The sequence below is a fragment of the Billgrantia kenyensis genome (genome assembly GCF_013697085.1).
Lineage (GTDB): Bacteria > Pseudomonadota > Gammaproteobacteria > Pseudomonadales > Halomonadaceae > Halomonas > Halomonas kenyensis.
Map to the genome: position 1 here is coordinate 73551 of NZ_JACEFT010000002.1, position 26081 is coordinate 99631.

General features: G+C 61.0%; 26 protein-coding genes and 1 pseudogene. 11 read left to right on the top strand and 16 right to left on the bottom strand.

Annotation, left to right across the window (positions count from 1 at the left end):
• Positions 1 to 48: 48 nt before the first annotated feature.
• The 13 genes from atpG to argC all read right to left on the bottom strand — a co-directional run bounded on the left by atpG (position 49) and on the right by argC (position 11757).
• Complete coding sequence (atpG, locus tag H1D44_RS02890; RefSeq protein ID WP_181513346.1) at positions 49 to 933, bottom strand: F0F1 ATP synthase subunit gamma; 885 nt, start codon at positions 931 to 933, stop codon at positions 49 to 51.
• A gap of 68 nt (positions 934 to 1001) precedes the next feature.
• Positions 1002 to 2546: a F0F1 ATP synthase subunit alpha gene (atpA, locus tag H1D44_RS02895; RefSeq protein ID WP_181513347.1), complete on the bottom strand. Its 1545-nt coding sequence runs from the start codon at positions 2544 to 2546 to the stop codon at positions 1002 to 1004.
• Between the two features lie 16 nt (positions 2547 to 2562).
• Complete coding sequence (locus H1D44_RS02900; protein WP_181513348.1) at positions 2563 to 3099, bottom strand: F0F1 ATP synthase subunit delta; 537 nt, start codon at positions 3097 to 3099, stop codon at positions 2563 to 2565.
• A 12-nt stretch (positions 3100 to 3111) separates the two neighbouring features.
• Entirely contained in the window at positions 3112 to 3582 is a 471-nt protein-coding gene (locus tag H1D44_RS02905; protein ID WP_181513349.1) for a F0F1 ATP synthase subunit B, read from the bottom strand.
• 73 nt (positions 3583 to 3655) lie between these two features.
• On the bottom strand, positions 3656 to 3883 hold the full coding sequence (gene atpE / locus H1D44_RS02910; protein ID WP_010625958.1) for a F0F1 ATP synthase subunit C: 228 nt from the start codon (positions 3881 to 3883) through the stop codon (positions 3656 to 3658).
• Positions 3884 to 3948: 65 nt separating this feature from the next.
• Entirely contained in the window at positions 3949 to 4779 is an 831-nt protein-coding gene (gene atpB / locus H1D44_RS02915) for a F0F1 ATP synthase subunit A (protein WP_181513350.1), read from the bottom strand.
• An 11-nt stretch (positions 4780 to 4790) separates the two neighbouring features.
• On the bottom strand, positions 4791 to 5195 hold the full coding sequence (locus H1D44_RS02920) for an ATP synthase subunit I (RefSeq protein WP_181513351.1): 405 nt from the start codon (positions 5193 to 5195) through the stop codon (positions 4791 to 4793).
• A gap of 195 nt (positions 5196 to 5390) precedes the next feature.
• Positions 5391 to 6311 (bottom strand): ParB/RepB/Spo0J family partition protein, encoded by a 921-nt coding sequence (locus H1D44_RS02925; RefSeq protein WP_181513352.1) that lies wholly within the window; start codon positions 6309 to 6311, stop codon positions 5391 to 5393.
• A gap of 54 nt (positions 6312 to 6365) precedes the next feature.
• The gene (locus H1D44_RS02930; RefSeq protein WP_181513353.1) at positions 6366 to 7136 is read right to left on the bottom strand and encodes an AAA family ATPase; all 771 of its coding nucleotides are present in this window, start codon (positions 7134 to 7136) and stop codon (positions 6366 to 6368) included.
• Between the two features lie 29 nt (positions 7137 to 7165).
• Positions 7166 to 7831 (bottom strand): 16S rRNA (guanine(527)-N(7))-methyltransferase RsmG, encoded by a 666-nt coding sequence (gene rsmG, locus H1D44_RS02935; RefSeq protein WP_181513354.1) that lies wholly within the window; start codon positions 7829 to 7831, stop codon positions 7166 to 7168.
• The gene (gene mnmG, locus H1D44_RS02940) at positions 7828 to 9723 is read right to left on the bottom strand and encodes a tRNA uridine-5-carboxymethylaminomethyl(34) synthesis enzyme MnmG (protein WP_181513355.1); all 1896 of its coding nucleotides are present in this window, start codon (positions 9721 to 9723) and stop codon (positions 7828 to 7830) included. Before mnmG ends, rsmG begins: the two co-directional genes overlap by 4 nt.
• A gap of 541 nt (positions 9724 to 10264) precedes the next feature.
• A complete protein-coding gene (gene erpA / locus H1D44_RS02945; RefSeq protein ID WP_181513356.1) occupies positions 10265 to 10618 on the bottom strand; it encodes an iron-sulfur cluster insertion protein ErpA in 354 nt (117 codons plus the stop codon).
• 104 nt (positions 10619 to 10722) lie between these two features.
• Positions 10723 to 11757, bottom strand: coding sequence for an N-acetyl-gamma-glutamyl-phosphate reductase (gene argC / locus H1D44_RS02950; protein WP_181513357.1), 1035 nt, complete (start codon positions 11755 to 11757; stop codon positions 10723 to 10725).
• Positions 11758 to 11900: 143 nt separating this feature from the next.
• Here argC and H1D44_RS02955 point away from each other — a divergent pair, with 143 nt between their 5' ends.
• From H1D44_RS02955 to H1D44_RS02990, 9 genes and pseudogenes are all read left to right on the top strand, one after another.
• A complete protein-coding gene (locus tag H1D44_RS02955) occupies positions 11901 to 13658 on the top strand; it encodes a chloride channel protein (RefSeq protein ID WP_181513358.1) in 1758 nt (585 codons plus the stop codon).
• A gap of 61 nt (positions 13659 to 13719) precedes the next feature.
• On the top strand, positions 13720 to 14151 hold the full coding sequence (gene hemJ, locus H1D44_RS02960) for a protoporphyrinogen oxidase HemJ (protein WP_181513359.1): 432 nt from the start codon (positions 13720 to 13722) through the stop codon (positions 14149 to 14151).
• Positions 14152 to 14153: 2 nt separating this feature from the next.
• Positions 14154 to 14915: pseudogene (gene thiD, locus H1D44_RS20795) on the top strand (bifunctional hydroxymethylpyrimidine kinase/phosphomethylpyrimidine kinase); the annotation flags it as partial.
• A gap of 219 nt (positions 14916 to 15134) precedes the next feature.
• Positions 15135 to 16424 (top strand): glutamate-1-semialdehyde 2,1-aminomutase, encoded by a 1290-nt coding sequence (gene hemL / locus H1D44_RS20800; protein WP_220127963.1) that lies wholly within the window; start codon positions 15135 to 15137, stop codon positions 16422 to 16424.
• 28 nt (positions 16425 to 16452) lie between these two features.
• Entirely contained in the window at positions 16453 to 17691 is a 1239-nt protein-coding gene (locus tag H1D44_RS02970) for a P-loop nucleotide/nucleoside kinase family protein (RefSeq protein WP_181513361.1), read from the top strand.
• A gap of 450 nt (positions 17692 to 18141) precedes the next feature.
• On the top strand, positions 18142 to 19296 hold the full coding sequence (locus tag H1D44_RS02975) for a hypothetical protein (RefSeq protein ID WP_181513362.1): 1155 nt from the start codon (positions 18142 to 18144) through the stop codon (positions 19294 to 19296).
• Positions 19297 to 19398: 102 nt separating this feature from the next.
• The gene (locus tag H1D44_RS02980; protein ID WP_181513363.1) at positions 19399 to 19767 is read left to right on the top strand and encodes a hypothetical protein; all 369 of its coding nucleotides are present in this window, start codon (positions 19399 to 19401) and stop codon (positions 19765 to 19767) included.
• 151 nt (positions 19768 to 19918) lie between these two features.
• A complete protein-coding gene (locus H1D44_RS02985; RefSeq protein ID WP_238984402.1) occupies positions 19919 to 20548 on the top strand; it encodes a C39 family peptidase in 630 nt (209 codons plus the stop codon).
• Positions 20549 to 20641: 93 nt separating this feature from the next.
• Entirely contained in the window at positions 20642 to 21187 is a 546-nt protein-coding gene (locus H1D44_RS02990) for a hypothetical protein (RefSeq protein ID WP_181513365.1), read from the top strand.
• A 67-nt stretch (positions 21188 to 21254) separates the two neighbouring features.
• Here H1D44_RS02990 and H1D44_RS02995 read toward each other — a convergent pair whose 3' ends face one another.
• The 3 genes from H1D44_RS02995 to H1D44_RS03005 are packed head-to-tail and all read right to left on the bottom strand — an operon-like array spanning position 21255 to position 24450.
• A complete protein-coding gene (locus tag H1D44_RS02995) occupies positions 21255 to 22337 on the bottom strand; it encodes a transporter (protein ID WP_238984403.1) in 1083 nt (360 codons plus the stop codon).
• A 17-nt stretch (positions 22338 to 22354) separates the two neighbouring features.
• Positions 22355 to 23728: a sigma-54 interaction domain-containing protein gene (locus tag H1D44_RS03000; protein WP_181513366.1), complete on the bottom strand. Its 1374-nt coding sequence runs from the start codon at positions 23726 to 23728 to the stop codon at positions 22355 to 22357.
• Between the two features lie 50 nt (positions 23729 to 23778).
• Entirely contained in the window at positions 23779 to 24450 is a 672-nt protein-coding gene (locus tag H1D44_RS03005) for a LuxR C-terminal-related transcriptional regulator (protein ID WP_181513367.1), read from the bottom strand.
• 495 nt (positions 24451 to 24945) lie between these two features.
• Between H1D44_RS03005 and H1D44_RS03010 the strand changes: the two genes are divergently transcribed.
• Both H1D44_RS03010 and H1D44_RS03015 read left to right on the top strand, forming a co-directional pair.
• A complete protein-coding gene (locus H1D44_RS03010; protein ID WP_181513368.1) occupies positions 24946 to 25341 on the top strand; it encodes a hypothetical protein in 396 nt (131 codons plus the stop codon).
• A gap of 5 nt (positions 25342 to 25346) precedes the next feature.
• Positions 25347 to 26027, top strand: a complete 681-nt coding sequence (locus H1D44_RS03015; RefSeq protein WP_181513369.1) for a hypothetical protein — start codon at positions 25347 to 25349, stop codon at positions 26025 to 26027.
• The last annotated feature ends 54 nt before the right edge of the window (positions 26028 to 26081 follow it).

Genomic DNA, 26081 nt, shown 5'->3' on the forward strand with positions numbered 1-26081 from the left:
GCAAATGAAACCTGTTTGCCGGGAGAGCGCGGTCGCTCTCCCCGGGCGCTATACGGCGGCGGCACCGCCGACGATCTCGGAAATTTCCTGGGTGATGGCGGCCTGGCGGGCCTTGTTGTACACCATCTCCAGATCGTCGATCAGTCCGCCGGCGTTGTCGGTGGCGTTCTTCATGGCGATCATCCGGGCCGCCTGCTCGCAGGCCCCGTTCTCGACCACCGCCTGATACACCTGCGATTCGATGAAGCGAACCAGCAGGCTATCCAACAGCGCCTTGGCATCCGGCTCATACAGGTAGTCCCAGCTACCGGGACGCTTGTTGTCCTCGTCATCCGCATCGGCTCCCATGTCGGGAGAGAGCGGCAACAGCTGACGAACCACCGGCTTCTGCGTCATGGTGTTGACGAACTCGTTGTACACCACGAACAGGCGGTCGACCCGCCCCTCGTCGTAGGCGTCGAGCATCACCTTGACGCTGCCGATCAGAGCCTCGACCTCGGGCGCTTCGCCCAGGCCGCTCTTGGCTGCCACCAGGTTGCCGCCGTAGTTGCGGAAGAAGGCGCCGGCCTTGCTGCCCAGGGCGCAGAAGTCGAGCTCCGCACCCTCGTTGCGCCACACCATGGCATCCTTGATGACGGCCTTGAACAGGTTGACGTTCAGACCGCCGCACAGGCCGCGATCAGTGGAGACCACGATGTAACCGACTCGCTTCACCTCGTCGCGCTCGACCATGTAGTCGTGCTTGTACTCGGGGTTGGCGTCGGCGATATGGCCCACCACGTTGCGGATCTGCCGGGCGTAAGGCTGGCTGGCCTTCATCAGATCTTGCGCTTTACGCATCTTCGACGCAGCGACCATTTCCATGGCGCTGGTGATCTTCTGCGTATTCTTGATGCTCCCGATCTGGGTGCGTATCTCTTTTGCAGCTGCCATAGCGATCTACTCCGTTCGTGGCCCTCAGAAAGCTCCAGGGCCCGCCCTTGCCGGGCGGGCCGGCGGAATTACCAGCTCTGAGTGGCCTTGAACTGCTCGAGACCCTGCTTCAGCCCTTGCTGGATCTCGTCGTTGTAGTCGCCGGTCTGGTTGATCTTGTCGAGCAGCTCGGCATGCTCGGACTTCATGTACTCGTGCAGGGCACGCTCGAAGTCCAGCACCTTGCTCACGTCGACGTCATCCAGGAAGCCTTCGTTGGCGGCATACAGCGACACCCCCATTTCGGCCACGGACAGCGGCGAATACTGCTTCTGCTTCATCAGCTCGGTGACGCGCTGACCGTGCTCCAGCTGCTTGCGGGTGGCTTCGTCCAGGTCGGAGGCGAACTGGGAGAAGGCCGCCAGCTCGCGGTACTGGGCGAGTGCCAGACGCACGCCGCCGCCGAGCTTCTTGATGATCTTGGTCTGGGCCGAGCCACCCACCCGGGATACCGACAGACCGGCGTTGATGGCCGGGCGGATACCTGCGTTGAACTGGTCCGTTTCCAGGAAGATCTGGCCGTCGGTGATCGAGATCACGTTGGTCGGAACGAACGCGGAAACGTCGCCACCCTGGGTCTCGATGATCGGCAGGGCGGTCAGCGAACCGGTCTTGCCCTTGACCTCACCGTTGGTGAACTTCTCGACGTAGTCGGCGTTGACGCGCGCGGCGCGCTCGAGCAGACGCGAGTGGAGATAGAAGACGTCACCCGGGTAGGCTTCACGGCCCGGCGGACGACGCAGCAGCAGGGATACCTGACGGTAGGCCCAGGCCTGCTTGGTCAGATCGTCATAGACGATCAGCGCGTCCTGGCCGCGGTCGCGGAAGTACTCGCCCATGGTGCAGCCGGCGTAGGGTGCCAGGAACTGCATCGGGGCCGGGTCGGCGGCGCCGGAGGCAACGACGATGGTGTGATCCATCGCGCCGTGCTCCTCGAGCTTGCGCACCACGTTGGCGATGGTCGACTGCTTCTGACCGATGGCCACGTAGATACAGATGACGCCCTTGCCTTTCTGGTTGATGATGGCGTCGACGGCGATGGCCGACTTACCGATCTGGCGGTCACCGATGATCAGCTCACGCTGGCCGCGACCGATCGGCACCATGGCGTCGATCGCCTTGAGGCCGGTCTGGATCGGCTGATCGACCGACTGGCGGGTGATGACGCCCGGAGCGACCTTTTCCACCGCATCGCTCAGCTTGGCGCCCACGTCGCCCTTGCCATCGATGGGGGTACCCAGCGGATCGACCACGCGCCCGACCAGCTCGGGGCCCACCGGCACCTCGAGGATGCGGCCGGTACAGCTGGCCGTCATGCCCTCTTCCAGCTGCAGGTAGTCGCCTAGTACCACGGCGCCCACGGAGTCGCGCTCGAGGTTGAGCACCATGCCGTAGATGTTGCCGGGGAATTCGATCATCTCACCGAACATCGCGTCCTCGAGGCCGTGAATCTTCACGATGCCGTCGGAGACGCTGACGATGGTGCCCTGATTGCGGGCTTCGGATGCGACATCCAGCTTTTCGATACGCTGCTTGATGATGTCGCTGATCTCGGAAGGATTCAGTTGCTGCATGCCATGTCCCTCAGACTCAGGCGGTAAGGGCTTCGGAGAGGCGGTTCAATCGACCGCGCACCGACCCGTCGATGACGGTGTCGCCGGCGCGCAGGATGACGCCCCCGATAAGCTTCGGATCCACCTGAGTGGTAATGGAGATTTCGCGATTCAGGCGCTTCTTGAGCGCGCCGGCGAGCTTGTTCTGCTGCTTGTCGTCGAGCGCGAAGGCCGTGACCACGGTGACGTCGACACGTTGTTCATGGTCAGCGCGCAGGCGTTCGAACTGCTCGGCAATGGCATCCAGTGCCGGCAGACGCCCCTTCTCGGCCAGCGACTCGAGGAAGCGACGCCCGGCGTCATCCACCTTGGCCTCGGCCAGCTCGAGCAGCAGCTCGACCTTGCGCTCGCCGGTCAGCTTGGGGCTCGCGAACAGTTTCTGAGCATCACGCTCCGCGACGACCTGGCCGAGCTTGACCAGCATGTCCGACCAGGCTTCCAGCGCCTTGTGGTCACGCGCAAACTCGAAAGCCGCCTTGGCGTAGGGTCGTGCGACGGTTGACGTTTCCGCCATGGGTCACCTCCTTCACAGTTCGGCGGCAAGCTTGTCGAGCAGCTTGCGGTGTGCCTTCTCGTCGATGGAGGCTTCCAGAACACGCTCGGCCCCGACGATGGCGAGTTTCGCCACCTGGGCGCGAAGCTCTTCCTTGGCGCGATTGATTTCCTGATCGATCTCGGCACGGGCGCTGGCCACCAGACGCTCGCCTTCGGCACGGGCCTGCTCGCGCGCTTCCTCGATCATCTGGCTGGAGCGCTTGTTGGCCTGCTCGAGAATCTGAGAGGCCTGCTCCTTGCTTTCGCGCAGCGTCTGGGCGGCCTGCTCCTGAGCAAGCTCGAGGTCGCGGGAAGCCCGGCTGGCCGCGTCGAGGCCATCGGCGATCTTCTTCTGGCGCTCGTGAAGCGCAGTGCTGATCGGCGGCCACACGTACTTGATGCAGAACCAGACAAAGATCGCGAAGGCGATCGTCTGCCCGATAAGCGTCATGTTGATATTCACGGGTATGTACCTCTGACGGGTTCGTGGCAACCGGATAGAAGCGAACCGAGCGCCTCAGCGCTCGGTGCTGTCATTAACCGGCAACGACGAAGATCAGGTACATCGCGATACCGACACCGATCATCGGCACGGCGTCGAGCAGACCGGCCATGATGAAGGTACGAGTCTGCAGCTGGTCACCGAGCTCCGGCTGGCGTGCAGTGGACTCGAGCAGCTTGCCGCCCAGCATGGCGAAGCCGATGCCGGTAGCCAGGGCGCTGACACTGATGATGATGGCGGCGGCAAGGTAAACGATTTCCATGATGTTGCTCCTAGTAGGTCAGGTTGAGGTCAGTTTGAGTACTTCGTTTGCAAGGGTTGCTTGGTTCAGTGGTGTTCGTGCGCGGCACTCAGGTACACGAGCGTCAGCGTCGTGAAGATGAAGGCCTGCAGCGATACCACCAGGATGTGGAAGATGGCCCACGGCACGTCCAGCACCCAGATCGCCCAGAACGGCAGCAGCGCAATCAGGATGAAGATCACCTCGCCGGCGAACATGTTGCCGAACAGACGCAGCGCGAGACTGATGGGCTTGACGATCAGGCCGACGATTTCGAGGATCAGGTTGAACGGGATCAGCAGCCAATGGTTGAACGGCGTCAGGGAGAGCTCCTTGGCGAAGCCGCCCACACCCTTGACCTTGCAACTGTAGTAGACGATCAGGCAGAACACCCCCAGCGCCATGCCCAGGGTGGCGTTGACGTCGGTGGTCGGCACGATCTTCATGTATTCGAAGCCAAGGCGGCCAAAGAGCTCCGGGAAGTAGTCGACCGGAATGATCTTCAGCGTGTTCATCAGCAGGATCCACATGAACAGCGTCAGCGCGATGGGCGCGATGTGGGGATTCTTGCCGTGGAAAGTGGAGCGGGTGAGGTTCTCGATGAATTCGATGACCATCTCGACGGCGTTCTGCAGCCCGCCGGGGACACCGGTGGTCGCCACCTGGCCGGCCTTGCGGAACAGCCACAGGAACAGTGCGCCCATGGCGATCGACCAACCCATGGTGTCGACGTGGATCGCCCAGAAGCCCATTTCTGCCGCCTCGGTAGAGGTACTGGCGAACTTCCAGCCGAGCTCGGGGTGGTTGCCGAACGTCAGGTTTTGGAGGTGGTGCTGTATGTAATAAATGGCGGTTATTTCATTATCTGCTGCTGCCATACGCTGCTACCTCAGGTTCGTTGGGTCGGCCGGTCACGCAGTAGCCAGGGTGTCAGCCAGTGCATGAGCTGCGCCGCCACATATGCGACAAAGAAGAAAGCCGGGTTTGAGGGGGGCGCTACGATGAACACGATCACGAACAGTGCCACCGTCAAACCGAACTTTCCCATCGCTGCCTGATAGAGGTTCATCACGCTGACTCGGGGCCGCCGACCATCCCTGACGCGCATACCGCGCCAGACGAAGTAGAGCGTGGGCAGCAGGCTGACCAGGCCCCCCATCAGGGCAGACAACACCCCCTCATGGCCATGCCGCAGGCCAGCCAGCAGCGCTACCAGCAAGGTGGCAACGCCTTGAGCCAGAAAGAGGCGGGTGAAATCCGGGCGCCGGCGCCTCATGGCAGCGTGTCTGTGCATCCTGTCGACATTTCCTGCCCTGCTTCGGCAGGGTTTGGGGTGCCGGCTTGGCCGAGCGTGACACTCAGGCAAACAACGGCGGATTATAGGGAAGCGCCCTTGGCCCTTCAACCAGCCAGGACGCTTTTAGCTACGATTGGACGTCGCTATGCGACCAAAGGCGGAAGCCATTGTCGACATTCTGGGTCACATCGCTTAGCGGATGTGCTCGAGAATGCCGTCCAGCTCGTCGAGACTCGAATAGCGTATGGTGACCCGTCCCTTGCCACCGCGGCCGTGCTGGATCTTGACCGGAGCGCCCAGCAGCTCGCCCAGGCGGGTCTCCAGACGCGCGACGTCAGGACTGGGAGCGACGGCAGCGGCCTTTTTCGGCTCGCCCTGAGCCAGGCGCTTCACCAAGGCCTCGGTATCACGCACGGTGAGGTCCTTGTTGACCACCTCGTGTGCTGCACGGCGCTGCTTGGCCCCGGAGAGGGCAAGCAGGGCACGGGCATGACCCATGTCGAGATCCCCGCGCTCGAGCAGGGTCTGCACTTCCGGGTCCAGCGCCAGCAAACGTAGCAGGTTGGCCACCTGGGCGCGTGATTTGCCCACCGCATCGGCCACCTGCTGCTGGGTGAGTTCGAACTCGTCGAGAAGCCGCTTCAGCGCCAGCGCCTCTTCCACCGGATTAAGGTTCTCGCGCTGGATGTTCTCGATCAGGGCCAGGGCCAGGGCAACCTCGTCGCTGACCTCGCGAATCACCGCCGGGATGGTATCGAGCTCGGCCAGCTGGGCGGCACGCCAGCGCCGCTCGCCGGCAATGATCTCATAGCGGTCATCGCCGGTGGGCCGCACCACGATGGGCTGCATCACGCCCTGAGCACGGATCGAGTCGGCCAGCTCCTCCAGCGCTTCGGGCTGGATATCGCGGCGTGGCTGGTATTTGCCGCGCGACAGCTGACCCAGCGGCAGGCGCTCGAGCCGCTCCTCGGCAGCCCCGGTGGCCGTCTCGGCGGGTTCGCCCGCCTCGTCGGGCAGGGCTGCCACTTCCGGCAGCTCGAGATTCTCGCGGCGGCGGGCGCCGGCACCGATCAGGGCATCCAGGCCGCGGCCCAGGGCGCGTTTTCGCGTCATCAGCATTCCCTCATCACGACGAGCGGGTCACGACAGACGGTTTCACCCGCTGCACTAGAGCGACAGGCGACGAATCAGTTCCTTGGCCAGCACCCGGTGGGCCTGGCTGCCGCGCGAGAAGCGCGCGTACTTGGTGACCGGCAGGCCGTGGCTCGGTGCCTCGGCCACCCGCACGTTGCGCGGAATCGTGGTCTTGAGCAGCGCTTCACCGAAATAGTCACGCAGCTGCTTGGAGACGTCCCGGGTCAGGCTGTTGCGGCCATCGAACATGGTGCGCAGGATGCCATAGATCGCCAGCTCGGGGTTCACGCTGTCCTTGATCTGCTCCACGGTGTCGAGCAACGCCGAAAGCCCTTCCAGGGCATAGAATTCACACTGCAGCGGGATCAGTACCCCATCGGCGGCGGTCAGGGCGTTGACGGTGAGCATGTTGAGCGAGGGCGGGCAGTCGATGAGCACCACGTCGTACTCAGCGGCAACGCTGGCCAAGGCCTCGGTCAGGCTGCGCTCGCGGCCTTCGGCCCGGTCGAGCAATTCCACCTCGGCAGCGGTCAGGTCACCATTGCCGGGCAACAGCGAGTAGCCGGCGGTAGGGCAGTCGAGCATCACCTCGAGGGCGCTCTTGTCGCCCAGCAACAGGTCGAGCACGCTGCCCTCGAGCTGGTGCTTGTCGATGCCACTGCCCATGGTGGCATGGCCCTGGGGGTCGAGGTCGACCAGCAGCACGCGGCGATCCAGCGCCGCCAGGCTGGCGGCCAGGTTGACGGCGGTGGTGGTCTTGCCCACGCCGCCCTTCTGGTTGGTCAAGGCGATGATTTGGCTCACAGGCGACTTCCCTTGCATGGAAGGCACGCTCAATGGCGGCCTGGATTGGAATCGGTTCGCTCGACAATCAAGAGCTGACGGCCCTCAGGAGTGAACGGTACATCGAGAGCATGTCGCTCGCGTATGCTCATCCCGGGTTCCAGCGCGGCCGCTTCCTCCTCGGCTGCCGGCCCTTTCATGGCCAGCCAGTGTCCGCCGGACGCCAGCAGGTGATCCGTCAGCCGCACGAAATCCGCCAGGCTGGCGAAGGCTCGCGAAATCACCTGGGCGTAACCTTGCGGCGGGCCGCCAAACGCCTCGACCCGAGCCTGGACCGGCGTGACATTGGTCAGGCCGAGTTCCATCACGGCCTGCCGTTGGAAGCGGACCTTCTTGCCGTTGCTGTCGAGCAGTGTCACCGCAAGCCGAGGCTCGAGTATCGCCAGGACCAGCCCTGGAAAACCGGGGCCTGCCCCTGCATCGAGCAGCGGCCCATCGCCGACGAAGGGCAGCACGGCGGCGCTGTCGAGCAGGTGCCTGACCACCATCTCTTCCGGTGAGCGTATCGCGGTGAGGTTATAGGCGCGATTCCACTTGTGCAACAACGCAACCAGTCGCAGCAACTGTTCGCGGCGTCCGGCATCGATGCCGATCTGCAGTGCTGCCAGGCCCTCATCGAGACGTGCTTCCACCTCGGCCGTGATGGTTTCCCTCATCCGTTGGCCACCTTCGTATCGTCGAGGAGTCGGCGTTTCTTCAAGTGAATCAAAAGAATAGACACCGCTGCGGGGGTCACACCGGAGATCCGTGAGGCCTGAGCCAGGGTATCGGGCCGCGCGTCGGCGAGCTTCTGGCGAATCTCGTGGGACAGCCCCTCGACCTGGGCATAGTCGAGATCCGCCGGCAACGGGGTGGCTTCGTGACGCTTGAGCTTGTCGATCTCGTCCTGCTGACGGTCGATGTAGCCCTGGTACTTGGCCTGGATCTGCACCTGCTCGGCCACCGCGTCGTCGTTCACCGGCTCGCCTGCGAGGTGTGCCACGTCGGCGTAGCCGAGTTCGGGCCGCTTGAGCAGGTCGAGCAGGCTGTATTCGCGGGTCAACGGTTTCCCGGTTTTCTCCTCGATGGCTGCGGCAGACACAGTCCCGGGATGGACCCAGCTGGCCTTGAGCCGGGCGCTCTCGCGCTCGATTGCCTCGCGCTTGACGCTGAATGCAGTCCAGCGCACGTCATCGACCAGCCCCAGCTCACGGCCGGCCTCGGTGAGGCGCAGGTCGGCGTTATCCTCACGCAGCAGCAGGCGGTACTCGGCCCGCGAGGTGAACATGCGGTAGGGCTCTTTCGTCCCCAGGGTGATCAGGTCGTCGACCAGTACGCCGAGGTAGGCTTCGTCGCGCCGTGGCCACCATGCCTCGAGCCCCTTGGCGCGACGGGCGGCGTTTAGCCCGGCCAGCAGCCCCTGGGCACCGGCTTCCTCGTAGCCGGTGGTGCCGTTGATCTGACCGGCAAAGAATAGGTTGTGGATAAATTTGGTTTCCAACGAGTGCTTGAGGTCACGCGGGTCGAAGAAATCGTACTCGATGGCATAGCCGGGCCGGGTGATATGGGCGTTTTCCAGCCCCTTGATCGAGCGCACCACCTCGAGCTGCACGTCGAAGGGGAGCGAAGTCGAGATCCCGTTGGGGTAGAGCTCATGAGTCTCCAGCCCCTCGGGTTCGATGAAGATCTGGTGACTTGCCTTGTCGGCGAAGCGGTGCACCTTGTCCTCGATCGACGGGCAATAGCGAGGCCCGACGCCCTCGATCACCCCGGAGTACATCGGCGAGCGGTCCAGGTTGGCGAAGATGATCTCGTGGGTACGCTCGTTGGTGTGGGCGATGTGGCAGCTCACCTGGCGTGGATGCATGTCACGACTGCCCAGGTACGACATCACCGGCGTCGGCGAATCGCCGGGCTGCTCCTCGAGCACGCTGAAATCGACGCTCTTGGCGTCCAGTCGTGGCGGTGTACCGGTCTTGAGTCGGTCGACCCGGAAGGGCAACGCGCGCAGCCGCTCGGCGAGGGCATTGGAAGGCGGGTCACCGGCGCGCCCACCGCGGCTCCGGTCGAGGCCGATGTGAATCACCCCGCCGAGGAAGGTGCCGGTACACAGCACCACGGTTTCGCTCAGGAAGCGAATTCCGGTTTCAGTCACTACCCCGTGCACGCTGTCACCATCGACGATCAGATCGCCGGCCGCCTGCTGGAAGATCGTCAGGTTCGGCTGGTTTTCCAGCATGCTGCGGATGGCGGCCTTGTAGCGCACGCGATCGGCCTGCGCTCGGGTGGCGCGAACCGCCGGCCCCTTGCGGGCATTGAGTACGCGAAACTGAATGCCTCCCAGATCGGTGGCCAGGCCCATGGCACCGCCCAGTGCATCGATCTCCTTGACCAGATGGCTCTTGCCGATCCCGCCAATGGCGGGATTGCAGGACATCTGGCCCAGGGTCTCGATGTTGTGGGTCAGCAGCAGGGTCTGACAGCCCATGCGGGCGGAGGCCAAGGCGGCTTCGGTTCCCGCATGGCCGCCGCCGATGACGATGACGTCAAAGCGGTCGGGATACTCCAAGGTACACCTCGTTGCGCTTGCGCGCGGATATTGCCTAAGGGATGAAAAACAGCCTGGCAGTATAAACCGCCTGTGGGTAAGCGTCAGGGGTTTTCCACACCGTGTCCGCCACGAGCCGCATCTTCATTGGTCACTAAACAAAACAGAATGATTAAAAGAGAGAAGTTCTGTTGTGGTTGTGACTATTGGTGTGGACAAAAACAGTGGATAAGCCAGGAATTAGCTTTAATTCCAATGGGATGGATTGTTGATGCCTGTGGTAAGAAACGGCGGGCGAGCTGAGGGCGAACGGTGTCGAGGCTGTGGATGAAACCAGCCTTTTTCCACAGAGCAAACGCTACACCGTTTTTCCACTGCCGGCTACCCGGCTTGTCACCATGGCTGTGAACAGCCGTGGTGAGCGAGCTCAGAGGCGCTCACTGCGCGGCCGGGAAGGGATTATAGGCACTAAGTGGAAAAATGTTATCCACAAGCAAAAAAAAGCCCTGTCGTGGCCGACAGGGCTTGGAACAAGGCTGGTTGCGGTGGGGCAAGCCTGAAATCACACCATGAAGGAGGCGCCGCAACCGCAGGTGGTCGTGGCGTTGGGGTTCTGGACCAGGAAGCGAGCTCCGGCCAAGCCTTCCTCATAATCGACGGTAGAGCCGACCAGGTACTGGTAGGAGAGTTCGTCGATTACCAGACCTACATCACCGAATTCGATGACGGTATCGTCCTCGCCGATGTCATCGGCGAAGTCGAAGCCGTACTGGAACCCGGAGCAGCCACCGCCCGTCACGTAGACGCGCAGCTTGAGGTCGGGTTTGTTCTCCTCCGCAATCAGCGCCTGGAGCCGCTTCCTGGCGGCATCAGAGAGCATCATGGGAGTGGGAACGAAAGATTCTGCGCCGCTCATGGGCATCCTCCCGTGAGCCGAATGAATGAGTAACAGTCGATTATCTTCAATTCCTAGCAAAAGGGTCAACTATTCAGGCGCCCCAATACTCCCGGGTGAAATCATCAGGGCATCAGTGCAGGGGCGGCGAGTCCAAAATGCTCGTCGAATCCGAACATCAGGTTGAGGTTCTGCACCGCCTGGCCGGAAGCGCCCTTGACCAGGTTGTCGATCACCGAGAGCACCACCACGGTGTCGCCGTTGCCGGGGCGATGCACGGCCAGGCGGCAGACGTTGGCGCCCTTGACGCTGCGCGTCTCGGGGTGGCTGCCGGCGGGCATCACGTCGACGAAGGGCTCGTCGGCGAAGCGTTGCTCGAACAGCGCCTGTAGATCGCCGGGCTCGCCGGTCAAGCGCCCGTAAAGAGTGGCGTGAATGCCGCGAATCATCGGTGTCAGGTGCGGCACGAAGGTCAGGCCCACCGGCCCACGGGCCGCATCGCGAAGGCCCTGACTGATTTCCGGCAGGTGGCGGTGTCCGCTGGCGCCGTAGGCCTTCATCGATTCGCTGGCTTCGGCCAGCAGCGAGGGCACCTTGGCGCCGCGGCCGGCGCCGGTGACGCCCGACTTGCAGTCGGCGATGATGTGGTCGGCATCGATCAGGCCGGCTTCCAGCAGCGGCAGCAGACCCAGCTGGACCGCGGTGGGGTAGCAGCCGGGTACGGCAATGAGCTGCGCCTGGCGAATGCGCTCGCGGTGCATCTCGGGTAGACCGTAGACGGCTTGTTCGAGCAGCTCTGGGGCACCGTGAGGCTGGCCGTACCACTCGGCCCACTCCTTGGCGTCACGCAGGCGGAAGTCGGCAGAGAGGTCAATGATCCGAGTCCCTTTTTCCAGCAGCTCGCCGGCCAGGGCATGGGCGACGCCGTGCGGGGTAGCGAAAAATACTGCATCGCAGGCGCCCAGTCGGTTGGCGTCGGGTTCGCTGAAAGCCAGGCTGTCGTAGTGACCGCGAAGGCTGGGGTACATCTCGCTGACGCCCATGCCGGCCTCGGAGCGCGAGGTGATCGCCTCGACTTCGACTTCGGGGTGCTGGGCCAGCAGCCTGAGCAGTTCGACGCCGGTATACCCGGTGCCGCCGACGATTCCGACCTTGATCACTATGCGACTCCTCCAAAGTTTGCCAGGCAGGGTATGGGTCCGCCAACGGGACCGTCCCTTCCGGATATGATACACAAGAGAGGGGGTGGCGACCCAAACGCCATGCCATCGTGATCAAGCCAACGGACCCACAGGAAATTGCCGTGCCACGCTTCACGCTTTTTACCTTCAGCCTGGAGGGTTTTCGTCGCAAGCTGGCCAGCGTCGATGCCTTGCCCCAACTATGCGTATTGGGCGTGGTATCGGGGCTGCTTACCGGTGCCGTGATGGTTGCCTTTCGGCTGTTGCTGGAGCTGGGGGGCGTGCTGTTCATGCCCGGCGGAGATCATGAAGCCTTCGAGGGGCTGCCGCCGTTGGTGCGCTCGAGCCTGCCGCTGCTGGCCGTTGCCATCATCGGCGTCTTCCTCTGGCGGCAGCCGGCTGCCGCGCGCAAACTGGGTGTCGCTCATGTCATCGAGCGCCTTACCTATCATCAAGGCCGCTTTCCGCTGCGTAACTGGATCAACCAGTGGTGGGTCGGGGTAGTCTCGGTGCTGGGCGGGCTTTCCGCCGGCCGCGAGGGTCCGGCGATCCACCTTGGCGCCGCTGCCGCCAGTGGTCTGGGTCAGCGGCTGCGACTGCCGCATAACAGCTTGCGGGTGCTGGTGGCCTGCGGCACGGCGGCGGGTATCTCGGCCTCGTTCAATACACCCATTGCCGGCGTCATCTTCGCCATGGAAGTGGTGATGATGGAGTACACCATTGCCGGTTTCATGCCGGTGATCCTGGCCTCCACCATGGGGGCGCTGGTGGCGATGCTGGTCTATGGCTCCGAGCCGGCGTTCCAGGTGCCCAGCGTCAGCCTCGGCTCGCTGATGGAGCTGCCGTGGATCGTGGTCACGGCGCTGTTCATCGGGCTGCTGGCGGGGCTGTTCATCCATGTGGCGCAAAGCGAGCGGATCCGTGGTCTGCCGGTGGTACTGCGCCTGGCGCTGGTGGCTATCGCCACCGCGGCGGTGGCATGGTGGTATCCCGAAGTCCAGGGTATCGGCTATGACAGCATAGAGGCAGCACTGGTGGGTAACCTGGCCGCTGAAGTCTTGCTGGCTCTGGTGGTGGCCAAGCTGCTGCTTACGGCAATGACCGTTGCCAGCGGCATTCCCATTGGCATCATCGGTCCGGTACTGGTGGTCGGGGCGGCGGCTGGTGCGTTGGCGGAGCTGGTGGGCGTCAGGCTGTTTCCCCAGCTCGATGCCGAGCCCGGCTTCTATGCCATGCTCGGCATGGCCGCGATGATGGGGGCGGTGCTGCAGGCTCCCCTGGCGGCGCTGATGGCCCTGCTGGAGCTGACCCACAACCCCAACATCATCCTGCCGGGCATGCTGGCCGTGGTGGTATCGGGGCTCACTACGCGCCAGCTGTGCCGCTGCGACGGTTTTTTTATCAGCGTCACCCGCCACGGGCTGCATCCCCTGCAGCAGCCTCTGATGCAGGCGCTGTCACGGATCTCCGTGCCGGCGGTGATGGAGCGCAGCTTCATCACCACCTCGCGCATGGTGACCCGCGATCAGGCCTGGACGCTGCTGGATGCCAGACCGAGCTGGATCCTGATCCTGCGCTCCAGCGATGACAAGCCTACCCTGGCGCTCAAGGCGGCGGACCTGGCCCGCGCCCTTGTCGCGGAAGGAGACGAGGCGTTGATCGAAGGCGAAGAGAGGTTGATCGACCTGCTCGAGGTGCCGGGTCTGCGTCTGGAGATGGCGCCGATCCACCTGCAAGCGACGCTTTCGGAAGCGTTTGAACGACTCAACGATCAGGCCGTCGACGCGCTGTACGTCGAGCATGGTCGCTCGCCGAAGCCTCAGCGGATTTCCGGTATCATCACGCGCGGTGCCATCGAGCGCTACTATTCGCTGAAGTAATTTGCTCAAGGGACCGGCCCACGATCAGGTCGAGTCGCCTTTCTTCTCCTGAGGAGACTGCATGTATCTCTGGATCAAGGCCCTGCATATCGTCGCCGTAGTGACCTGGTTTGCGGCGCTGTTCTACCTGCCGCGTCTTTACGTTTACCATGCCATGGCACGCGACAAGGGGGAGCAGCAGGCCATCGATTACTTCAAGGTGATGGAGCGCAAGCTCTATCGCGGCATCATGACCCCGTCGATGATCGCGGTACTGGTGTTCGGCATCTGGCTGCTTTACCTGATGCCGCACTGGCTCGGGATGGGCTGGATGCACGTCAAGCTGCTGCTGGTCGTGCTGCTGGTGGCCTATCACCATGTCTGCCTGGTCTACCTCAAGCAATTCGCCGATGACCGCTGTCGTCGCAGCCACGTCTTCTTTCGCTGGTTCAATGAAATGCCGGTAATCGCGCTGCTTGCCATCGTTATCCTCGCTGTGCTCAAGCCGTTTTGACCATGCCAAGCGATACTCAACGACAGTTCCCGGTAGTGCTGGTGCTGGCCGGGCACGATCCCACGGGAGGCGCAGGCATCCTTGCCGACAGCGAGGCTGTGGCGGCCTGCGGAGGTTGGGCGCTGACAGTGCCAACGGCGCTGACGGTTCAGGATTGTGAAAATGTCCACCGAGTGGTGCCGGTGCCTGTCGAGACGCTACGCGAAATGGCAGCGCGGCTGTCGGGATTTCGCCTGGCGGCAATCAAGGTCGGGCTGGTAACCAGCCGGGAGTCCCTCGATGCGGTGGTCGATATCATTCGGGCGCATCCGGGCATACCGGTGGTCGTCGACCCGGTGCTCAAGGCAGGTGGCGGCAAGGAGTTATCCACAAATGCACTGAGGGAAGCCTACCGATCTCGGCTGCTTCCCCTTGTGGATATCCTGACACCTAATCGGCTCGAGCTGGCGCGCCTCGCCGGGGATGATGCGCAGAATGACAGCGAGCGTGTCAGGCGGCTGATGACCTACGGCTGCAAGGCCATACTGGTGACGGGCAGCGATGATCCGGAAACAGAGGTTCCTGAGGATGTCGTCGAGGTGGTGCTTTATCAAGGCGAAGATCGTCTTGCCTGGCGCTGGCCGCGGCTTCAAGGCAGCTATCACGGCTCGGGATGTACTCTCGCTTCAGCGCTGGCAGCGCGACTCGCTGCCGGTGAGCTGCTCCACAAGGCCTGCGTGCAGGCCCAGCGCTTCACCTGGAACGCTCTGGAAGCCGCCTGGCAGCCAGGCATCGGCCAGGCCTTGCCCTGCCGCTGGCTGCGCGGAGGCGGACAGCCTGATGGTGAACCGGGCGTGACCCGAGGCGGGACGATAAGCGAAGATCACCGTATCTTCACTAGCGACTCCAAGGTTATCCAAGAAGTTATCCACAGACCGGGCCGGATGAGCCTGGCAGCTCCCATGACGGGTTCAACTCATATTCGTGACAGCAAAGAGGCTCACATGACCACTTCCGCAACGCTCTTCGAACAGGCCTGCCGCCATATCCCCGGTGGCGTCAACTCACCGGTGCGTGCCTTCAAGGGCTTGCACCGGCCGCCGGTATTCATCGAGCGTGCCCAGGGTGCCTACCTGTTCGACGTGGAAGGCAAGCGCTATGTCGATTATGTCGGCTCCTGGGGTCCGATGATCACCGGCCACGCCGACCCCGATGTCCTGGGTGCCGTACGCGGTCGGCTCGACCATGGTCTCTCCTTTGGCACGCCGACGGCGATCGAGACCACCATGGCCGACCTCATCTGCAAGATGATTCCGACGATCGAGCTGGTGCGCATGGTCAACTCCGGGACCGAGGCCACCATGTCGGCGATTCGCCTGGCGCGTGGTTTCACCGGGCGTGACAAGATCGTCAAGTTCGAGGGCAACTACCACGGTCACTCCGACTCGCTGCTGGTCAAGGCCGGCTCCGGTGCCCTGACCCATGGCGAACCAAGCTCACCCGGGGTGCCGGCGTCACTGGCCGAGCACACCATTACCCTGTCGTACAATGATCTCGATGCCGTGGAGGCCTGCTTCGAAGAGATCGGCAGCGAGATTGCCTGCATCATTGTCGAACCGGTGGCGGGCAATATGAACTGCATTCCCCCGCAGCCCGGATTTCTCGAGTGTCTGAGGCAGGTTTGCACCGAGCACGGCAGTGTGCTGATCTTTGATGAGGTGATGACCGGTTTTCGCGTTGCCATGGGGGGCGCCCAGGCCCATTACGGCATCGAGCCCGACCTGACCTGCCTGGGCAAGATCGTCGGTGGCGGCATGCCGGTCGGGGCCTTCGGCGGCAAGCGCGAGATCATGGAGCAGATCTCGCCGCTGGGGCCGGTCTATCAGGCGGGAACCTTGTCGGGTAACCCGCTGGCCATGGCTGCGGGCATCGCCCTGCTGACCAAGCTGCGTGAGCCCGGCTTCCATGATGCCTTGGCGCAACGCGTGGAGACGCTCTGTCATGGGCTGCAGGAGCGTGCCGATGCAGCCGGCGTGGACATGTTCACCCAGCGCGCCGGAGGCATGTTCGGGCTGTTCTTCACCGGGCAATCTCGGGTCGACAACTTTGCCCAGGCTACGGCCTGTGACGCCGATGCCTTCCGTCGTTTCTTTGCGGCGATGCTGGACGAGGGCGTCTACCTGGCGCCTTCGGCGTATGAGGCAGGCTTCATGTCGAGTGCCCATACGCCGGAAGACATTCAACTGACGCTGGACGCTGCCGAAAAGGCCTTTGGCCAACTGCACCAGCCTTGACGAGGCTCAACCGCCAACAGGAGTGATCATGGACGCCACTTCAGCAACTTGCACGAGCGCTTCTTCCACCGCCCTGGGCCTGGATGAACTGATCGATTCATTGGTGGCGTCCCACCGCTCCTTCGTCGACGAGCTGCCTTGTTCAGGCAGCTCGGGCTGCCTGGCCTCCACCCGGGGCCTGGTCGTCGATGAGATAGGCGAGCTCGACTCGCGCCTGACTGGCGAGGAGGATCGCAAGCGCTTGTCCCTTCTGGAGGACTGGTTGGAACAGGAAATGGTGCGCCTCGCACCCTGGTTCGAGGAGCGCGGTGAGCCTTGCCCCAGTTGGGTCGTGGGGCGCCCGGTGGTACCGCTGTGTGATCGTCAGCGCCTCGTCATGCCCAGTGCCCTTGACCTCGATCCCGGGGATCCGCTGGCCAAACGCTGCCTCGACCCTGGGTTCGACGTGGTGTCGCTACTGGTGGGACTCTACGTGCGTGATGAGACACGCCTGGCGCACTATGCGTGGGATCGTTACCTGCGCCTGTCAGGCGACTACTCTCTCTCCCGGCTCATCTCGGTGTTCGCCGTCTGCCGCTGCCTGGCCGGTGCACGCCGTGCCCTGCAGCGCTGGGAGTCCGAGCGCGGCACCTCCTTTCGCCTGGCCGAGGTCATGACGGAGTGTCGACGCTATCTCGACCTGGCCGAACGGGTCTCAAATTTCCGCTTCCCACCGCTGATCATTGGCGTTGGGGTATCGGGCAGCGGCAAGAGTCGCTTCATGGCCGAACTTGTCGAGCGGCTGGGGGCCGTGCGACTTTGCTCCGACGCCGAGCGGCGCCGGCTCTTTGGAATTCATACACAGGCAGTCGAACCGGAAGCGCCTGTGGATATCTTTGGTGCAGAGGCCACCAAGCAGACCTATCGCTGCCTGGCCAATCTAGCCGGCGTGCTGCTCAATGCGGGTATTCCCACTTGTATCGATGCTACCTGTCTGACACGGGAGCAGCGCCAGCTGCTGCGCCAGCAGGGCGAGGCCCGAGGGTTGCCTGTTCTGATCGTCAGCTTCGAGGCCGATGATAGGACCCTCGAGGCGCGCATCGTCAAGCGGGCCAGGCGACAGGGCATGGAACCTGCTGCAAGCCTTGCCGTGCTGAACCGCCAGTGTTCCCAGTTCGAGGACTTCAGCGACGAGGAGCGTCGGCACCTGCTGCGCCTCGATACCACCGCTGAGAATGCCACCGACACCCTGGCCTTGTTGATTCAGCAGCGCGTGTTTGTTCCCTGAACACTTCATTGCCTCGTCACATTCGAGCCAGAACGGTGTGTCTCATAGTGGCTATACCGGCTCTGCCAAATGATGTGTTACACATTAGAGACAGATGGGATCTTTATAAGTCATCGAAATCATTGTCTCTTTTTTGTCGACTGACAAGGAAAAAACATGCTGTAAATGTGGCGATACTTTTCCTTTCCTTTTTTGCCCTTTTTCTTTTCCTATTGTTACAAAATCTATGATTCCTTCCTCTAGTGGCGTCTGCAATTCATTGTAAATTATATAAATATTAGATGATTGGCACAAACACTGCCATATCCATTGTGACCGTTATGCTTCGCTTATCGTCAGGAAAGGGGTGGTAGAAAAGAAGGAATTTCCTGGCCACATTCCGGCGATAACTGTGAGACATCAAGGGTCATTCTCTGGAATAAATCATCATGCATGATTAGGGAGAAGGACATGAAAAAGCATTATGTAATTGCAGGGTCTTCGCTGTTGGCACTGGTACTGGCCATATCTCATGCCCATGCCAACCCCAGCTCCGGTGCGGCCGGAACCGTCGATCAGGAAGTGAACTCGACTGCCATGGCGATTGGTGGCACCGGAGGCAGCAGCTACGGTGGCGCCGGCGGCGCAGGTACCAGCAATGCCAGCTCCCAGGCCGGCAATCTGTTCGGCGAGATCGATGACGAAGACAACAACGTGCAGGCTGAAAGCAATGCCTGGAGTGGTACTGGCACAGGCGGTGCGGGTGGCGCCGGCGGCCCTGCCGGCCGTGGCGGCGATGCCTGGGCCATGAGCGAATCCTACAATACTAGCACCAGCGTAGTGGCAATCCAGGACCTGCAATCCACCGTGACGGGTGCACGTATCTATATCAACGCAGGTGATGGTGCCAGCGGCCGGAGCGGTGGCGATGGCGGTGATGCCTTTGCCATCAGTGCAGGCGTTGGCGTGGGTGGCGGCGGCGGTACCGGCTCTGGCGGAACCGGAGGCCAATCCATGGCGAATGCTGGCGACGGTGACGACGGTGGTGATGGCACCGGGCTTGGCCTTGGCCTGGGCCTGGGGGCCGGCGAGGGCGGTGATGCCAATGGCAGCAATCAGAGCGGTGGTGCCGGCAGCAATGCCAGCGGTGGCTTGGCAGGCAACTTCGCCGGGGACGATATCGACGACAATAACGGTGTTTCTGCCGACGCAGGTGGCAGCAGCAGCGGGAATGCGCACGCCTCGCCCACTGTAGCCGGCGGTACTGGCGGCAATGGCAGCGGTACCGGCAGCGGTACCGGCAACGGTACCGGTGTTGGCGGTGATGGCGGCGCAGGTGGTGATGCCATGGCAGGCAACGGCGGCAACTCCACTGGCAATGGCGGTGGCGGCGGTGGCGGCACTGGCACCAGCGGCAATGCCTATGCCTACGCTGGCGATGGCGGCAACGGCGGTAACGGGGGCGCGGGTGGAAATGCCTCTCTGGTTACTGGCGGAGCCTCCATGGCGGCAGGCGCCGGCACCTTTGGCGGTATTGCCAACATGAACCTCTCCACCGGTATCTACAACTCCCAGTTGGCAGGTACCAACGTGGCGGCACACAGCAACGTCCACATCGGCAACTGATGCTGCTGGCGTGAGCTGAGCTCCGAGGGCCGGTGGTGTGACCACCGGCCCTGCTCGATCCCTTGAACCGAATAAAGGCAGCCGAAACGAAGGAGCGGTGCCATGAAACGTATGAGGCAGGTGGTTTGCACGGCTTGGCTGGTGGGTCTGGGTGGTGTGTGCTCACTGGCGCTGGCAGGAGAGCCGGCAATGGTGGGGTTCGACGATTACCAGCGTGTCGAAGTCGGGGAGCTCGAAGCGATCCATGGTCGGGAGGGCTTCAAGAACCTGATCAACGTACAAAGTATCCAGAATCTGGAGTCCGCAGCTACGGGGGCGTCCTTTACGGCTGGGACCATCATATCGGGGAATATCAACATCGAGGCCAATGCCATGGACCGTATCTCCGGTATTACCTTGATGAATCTCATGACGGGACATGCCAATGCCGTCTCGACGGGAGTGAGCATCAGTATCTACGCCCCTCAGTAACGAATGAACTGCCCGGGAAAGACCTGTCCCGGGCCAATTCCTGGGTCTTGATGTTACTGGGGGATGTATGACTAGAAGCAAGCAAAGGGCAGTCGTTTCAGCGGTTTGCCTGGCGTTTGGCCTGCAGGCACTGCCGCTTTATGCATCAAGCGTGACGATTGCCCTTAACGGTGGCTTCGGCAGCGTGTCGGTGCCGGCCAGGAGCGTGGAAGAGCTGCGCTGGGAAGGCGTGGTGCCCCAGCAGTACGACTATAGCTGTGGCGCGGCGGCGGTCGCGACTCTGCTGACCTACCATTATGGCAGGCCGACCACTGAGGCCGAAGTCTTCGAATGGATGATCCAGGCCGGAGATGTCGAGCAGATCAAGGAGCTCGGCTTCTCCATGCTCGACATGAAACAGTACCTGGATGCCCAGGGACTCCAGACCGACGGATTTCGCGTGCAGCTCGATGATCTCGCTCGAATCGGTATCCCTGCCATTACCCTGATCAATACCGGCGGCTATCGCCACTTCGTCGTCATCAAGGGGATCGATCGCGGCGACGTGCTGGTAGGCGATCCGGCCGTGGGCACCGTGGCGGTACCCAAGGCACATTTCGAGTCGATCTGGAGCGGCACGGTGCTGGGGGCTCGCGCATATTCCGAGCTAGCCAAGACCAATTTCAATCATGAGCGTGACTGGCGGATTCGGCCCTCGGCTCCGATCGGCAGTGCGATCAACCGTACCGATATGGCCTCCATGCTGCTGCAGCTGCCGGCGATCAATGAACTGGGGCGATAAGAGATGAGCACATGCCGAAATATTGTGTCAGAACCTACCTACCGCGAGCATCTTGAAGCAAGGCACAGGTGTGTCGGGAGGTTGCTTCGCCGAATGTGTGCGGTGTCGCTGGTGGCGTTCACTGCCAGCCTGCATGCTGCCGACTTCGCGCATCTGGACCCGTTGAAGGAAGTGGAGATGGAAGCGCTGCGAGGGGGATTCCAGATCGCCGGACTCGACATGAGCTTTGGTGCGACCCTGCAGACCCTGGTGGATAACGTGCGCATGGATACCGTCTTCGTTATCCACCGAGGCGGAACGGATATCGTCTCGCAGACGGTGACTGAATTGGCGGCGATCGAGGGTCAGGTAATCAGTCAGGTAGGCAAGGGCAGTGGACAGACCATCATGGAACTGACGCCGAACGGGATCAATCTGGCCGGCATGAAGGACTTTTCAGGGCTGGTGGTCAACGACAGCAAGGGTTTCACCTCGGTATTCCACACGGTAACTCGCGATGCCATCCTGGGCAGCGTGGTCAGCGACGCCTCGGATCGGGATATCCAGCATCAGCTCAATATCGGGGTGCAGGTGAACAACATGCCGGCGATGAGAGCGGCACAGCAGCGCCACGCGATCACCGAATCCCTGGCACGCTAGCGGTCGAGCTGGTATTCCAACGGATCGGTGCCTTGGCACCGATCCGTCCCCTCTATTTCAGCCAGGTTCAGAAGGCATTCATACCGAAGGGCACACGCAGTGTCAGCACGGTATTTGGTGCATCATCCGTTATCCCCAGCTCCAATCCCAGATTGACCGATACATCGGGGTTGAGCTGGTAGGACCAGCCCAGCAGCATCGAGCCGACGTTCAATGTTCGGGAGCTTTGGGTAGTCTGGCCAGTGTTCCCGAAGTATTCGGTTCTGGTCTTCTCGATAAAATCGTTCTTGTAACCGAGAGTAAAGGAAGCGCGCGGATTAATGGCATAAGCCATGCCAAAGCTGAGCCGAATCGCATCGCCTGGGTCGACCTTGCCGATACGCAGCTCATCGGTAATTTGTGTATTGACGTTGTCGCTCATATTGTAGAGATATCCCAGGTTGGCGAAGAACACTGCCGGGTCGGAGGGGAACAGCGCCGTAATACTGGGCTCGATGGCCTGGAAGCCGGAGCCGGTGGCCAGCTCCTGTTCGATGCCGTCCGAGTCGCGGGCGATATCGAAGGGGCCATCTCCCGTGGTGCTCTTGTAGCGCAGGTTGCCGACGAAGAAGGGCCAGCCGTCCTGGCCGCGATTCAACTGGTAGCGTGCGGTGACCTCAATGTCTCCAAGACCGTCGCCAGACAGGTCACGGTCGATATCGAAGCTATCGTCTCCCACTGTGGGTACTGTCGCTCTGATGGTATCATCGCGATAGACGTAAGGTACCTTCAGCTCCAGCTCGAGGCGGTCGGTGACCCCCAGGCGACCGGTCAGCGCAGCTGTCCAGATATCGCGCTCCGCCTCCTCGGCGCTGAAGACACCGATAAGCAAGGTGCTGAGAATCTCGATGCCTCGAAAGGTGAGGCGATTGACACCCGAATGGGAGTATTGCAGTGAAGGCTCGAGCACCAGGCGACCGCGGGGTGTCAGCACACCTCCGATATCGGCGATGGCCTGGACCTCAGGCTGCTGGGGTGGCTCCTCGACCGGCGCCTGTCCCACCGGCGACGTGATGCCAGCCGGCGCGCCGGTTTCCTGGGCAATGGCGGCTTGGCTCAGTACCAGGCCGAGTGCGGTAGTCAACAGCAGGTCCTTTTTTCTCATCGTCATGTTATTTCCCCTGGAAGTCAGGTTGAGCTGGACCGCGAAAGTCCTGGAAAATTGTCGAGACGCTGGATGTCGTATTTCTCCATCAGGCGATAGAGCGTGACACGGGAAACCGCCAACTCCCGCGATGCCCGTGCTACGTTGTACCTGTTTCTCTTCAGGGCACTGATGATGGTGCTACGCTCCGCCTGCTGTCGGATCTCCTCCAGGGTTGGTGGTCGGTGTGGCTCGTCTGTGTTGCCGAAAGGGAGGTCGTCAGCTTCGATGAATGGCCCGTTCGACATCAGCATGGCGCGGCAAAGGGTATTCATCAGCTCACGTATATTTCCTGGCCAATCATGCTCATGCAGCAGTGACATCGCCTGGGGGCTGATCCCTTTGAGGCCGGGTGGCTGATACTGTTTGAGCTGTTCGAAAAAGAGCCTTACCAGCGGCTCGATGTCCTGCTTGCGTTCCCGTAATGGTGGAACTCTGATTTCCAGTACGTTGAGCCGATAGTAAAGATCGGCCCTGAACCGTCCGTCTTCGACGAGCTGAGCAATATGCTTGTTTGATGCGGAAATGATTCGTATATCGGCAAGGATCTCTCGATGACTCCCAAGGCGAGAAATACTGCGACTTTCGATGAACCTGAGGAAATTGACTTGGAGCTCATAGGGCAGCTCGCTGATCTCGTCCAGGAACAATGTGCCGCCATCTGCTGCCTCTATCTTTCCTGTACGGCGGCGGTGGGCGTCCGTGAAGGCTCCTTTTTCGTATCCGAACAGTTCGGATTGGATAAGACTGGTCGGGATGGCTCCGCAGTTGACGGCGATGAAGGGTGCCTTGGCACGAGCTGAGCACTCATGGATGGCACGCGCGGCAAGCTCCTTGCCCGTGCCCGACTCGCCGCTGATGTATACGGGCGCATCGACGTCGGCGACGATTTCCAGCCGCTCTACCATACGTTGCATGCAAGGCGAACTGCTGATCACCCTTTTGCCATTGACACTGAGCATGACGTTCCGCTTGGAAGCGAGGCCGATTGCCTGACGTCTGGCGGCATGTCCGAGCAGGCAGTAAAAAACGGGAAGATGGTTCGGGTCGACCACGCTGTGGAACAACTGCCCAAGCATATGCCGAATCTCCGCGCTCATGGAATGCTGCGGCTCGAGTAGAGCTACCCAGTCGAAGTTGCAGTCGAGAATGAATCTCTCCAGCTCCAGCAAAGGCGGCAGGCTCTTTGCCATGATCAGGACGCCTACATCGAAATGCTTTCTTTCCTTGAGTTCGAATGCTTGCTCTAGATCCTTACACAGCGATACTAGATAGCCTTCTGAATGTAATTCATCTCTCAGCCAGCTGGATTTTGCGAAAGTACGGTCCAGCAGCATGACGTTGGGTGGCGTCTCCATGACAACATTCCCTATGGATGCGCTGCAGAAAAGTACCGCTCCTGGTCAATTCAATGGCGCGCGTCCCGTTTATAACTGGGAGGAACACTGAACAGGTTGCGTCTTGCCCAGTTCATGGCTTGGAGCCGGTTATGTACCTTGATTTTCCTGAAAATGTTGTAGAGATGGGACTTGACGGTGTGCTCGCTGACGAATAGCTTCTCTGCGATTTCGGAATTTGTCGCGCCCGTGCCCAGCAGACCGATGATTTCGAGCTCACGCTGAGTCAAGCCACAGGCAGGACGATAAGAGTTCATCTGCTGGCGCCGCAAAAGCTGTATCATTCTTGACATCAAGGTTCGTGACATCCATAAGCTTCCGCTCTGCAGCGCATCGATCCCCTTGCAGATGAGCTCCACGCTGTCATTGCGATAGAAGATGCCCTGCAAGTTCAGTGCGGAAAGCAGCTCCACGGCATGGTCTTCACCACGTACGTTGAAGGCGGCAAGGCTGATATTATCCTTGCCGTCCACGGCCTCCTGCCATTTCTGCATCTCGGCCTCGCTCAGGTGGTCCAGGTCGAGAATCACTAATATGGCTTCTTCATTCGTCAGGGACGGCATCATCCCTGTATCGACTGAAACGACTTCATGACCAAGCTGCTGCTGAAGATGTTCAATGAAGAGCTTGGACTGCGGATTGATATCGGTAACGAGAAGAACTCGTGTCTCCCTACTCTCCATGTTCCCCTCCTCCTTTTATTCATGTTTTCAAATGTAAAGAAGTGTAAAACTACCCATGACTAGTCTCGAACAAAAGTGTCGGTTTTGTTAATACCATCTTTGCATTAGTAGTGAGGGATTGATTCTATCCAGTTCTAACGCCTCATGTCGGGAGTGCGGTTCGTCATCCATGTTAAAAGGCAGGGCTGGCTGTTTTCACTCTCTCCATTTCTAATAAATGTTATTTAAAACAATGAGTTAGAGTGCGCCGGGCGATCTGTTCCAAATAAATGTATCACAAAGTTTCCAGTTACCTTCTTTTTCTAATGGTATTAGAAAGTTACCGACTGCTTGGTGTGATATTCGTGCTTTTTACGCGCTATGGCTATCCGTCTTGTATCTCACGCTTTACAACCTTCTTAATAGATCTTCTTTAAAAGAGTACTAGAAACAAGTACTTATAAAACTGGCATGCCTCTTGCTACGTTCAGGGCGAGTCGTGATGAGGGTGATGCCATGAAGCCATGCAAGGCAGCAGGAAACAGCACCGGGAGAGAAGGCCGGGCCCTGAAAGCCTTGTGTCATCCCTTCAGCCTTCTACTGCTCAGTGTGGCCTGGCATGGCCTTGATGTAGCACAGGCGGGGGAAGCTCACCTGCAGGATCCGCGTCTGGACTTGTTCACGGCAGAGGGTGTTGCCGATGGCCGCCTGCGCCAGCTCGATGAGAACCGTCTGGATGACGTTCGTGGGCGCTATGCATCAGCAGCGGAACTCGACCTGGACAGGCCATGGGGAGTCATTCTCTGGGACGAGGGCAAGGGAAGTCATACCGGCAGTGGAGCCGGAACGTCTCAGACGCAAACCGGTAGCAACCAGCAGCGTCAGTCCATGAGCACTACAACGGTCAGGTGATTGTCATGCCCATCAGTATTAGCAGAGCGACACGTAGTTCATGGCCAGGCTTTTCTTCAAAGGCGGCTTGTATCGTGCTCGGTGGCTTGATCCTGGCTCCCCTGGCCATGGCGCAGTCCATAGCTAATGACCGGGAGGCACGACAACAGGTATTCACCACGACCTACAGCGCAGCTTCATCGATTGGCGGAGAGGCACTGCGAGGCGTAACCGGCGTGGTGAATATCAACATTGCTGCGGGTGATAACAACTTGCAAAGCAACTCAGGCGCAATCGCCATCGGTTCGCATGCCCTTGGCAATAACATCGTCGTGCAGCAGACAAGAGGAGACAACGACCTTGAGCCTGATAGAACCAGCGTGAGGATCAGGGATGATGCCCTGAGCCAGGCGAGCGGCTGGATATCTATCAACCAGGCAGCAGGGTCACAGAATGTTCAGAGCAACAGCATGAGCGTTGCTCTGGGCGTGCGGGGAAGCTCACTGACCAGTGACAACCTCAGTCAGGTGCTTTCCGGAAGTAGCGGGCCCCAGGAAGACTCGGAGGGCTCCAGGTCGTCGCAGCGAAAGATAGAGGTCGAATCCTCCGCATTTCGCGGCACGTCAGGAGTCGTTCAGGTCAACCAGTCCGCAGGAACTGGCAACGCAACAAGCAACAGTTTCGGCCTCCGTATGGGGACGAACTGACTGAGCGTGAGCCTCGTAAACGCAGAGACTGTTTGGTTCATTCAGGAGAAAGAA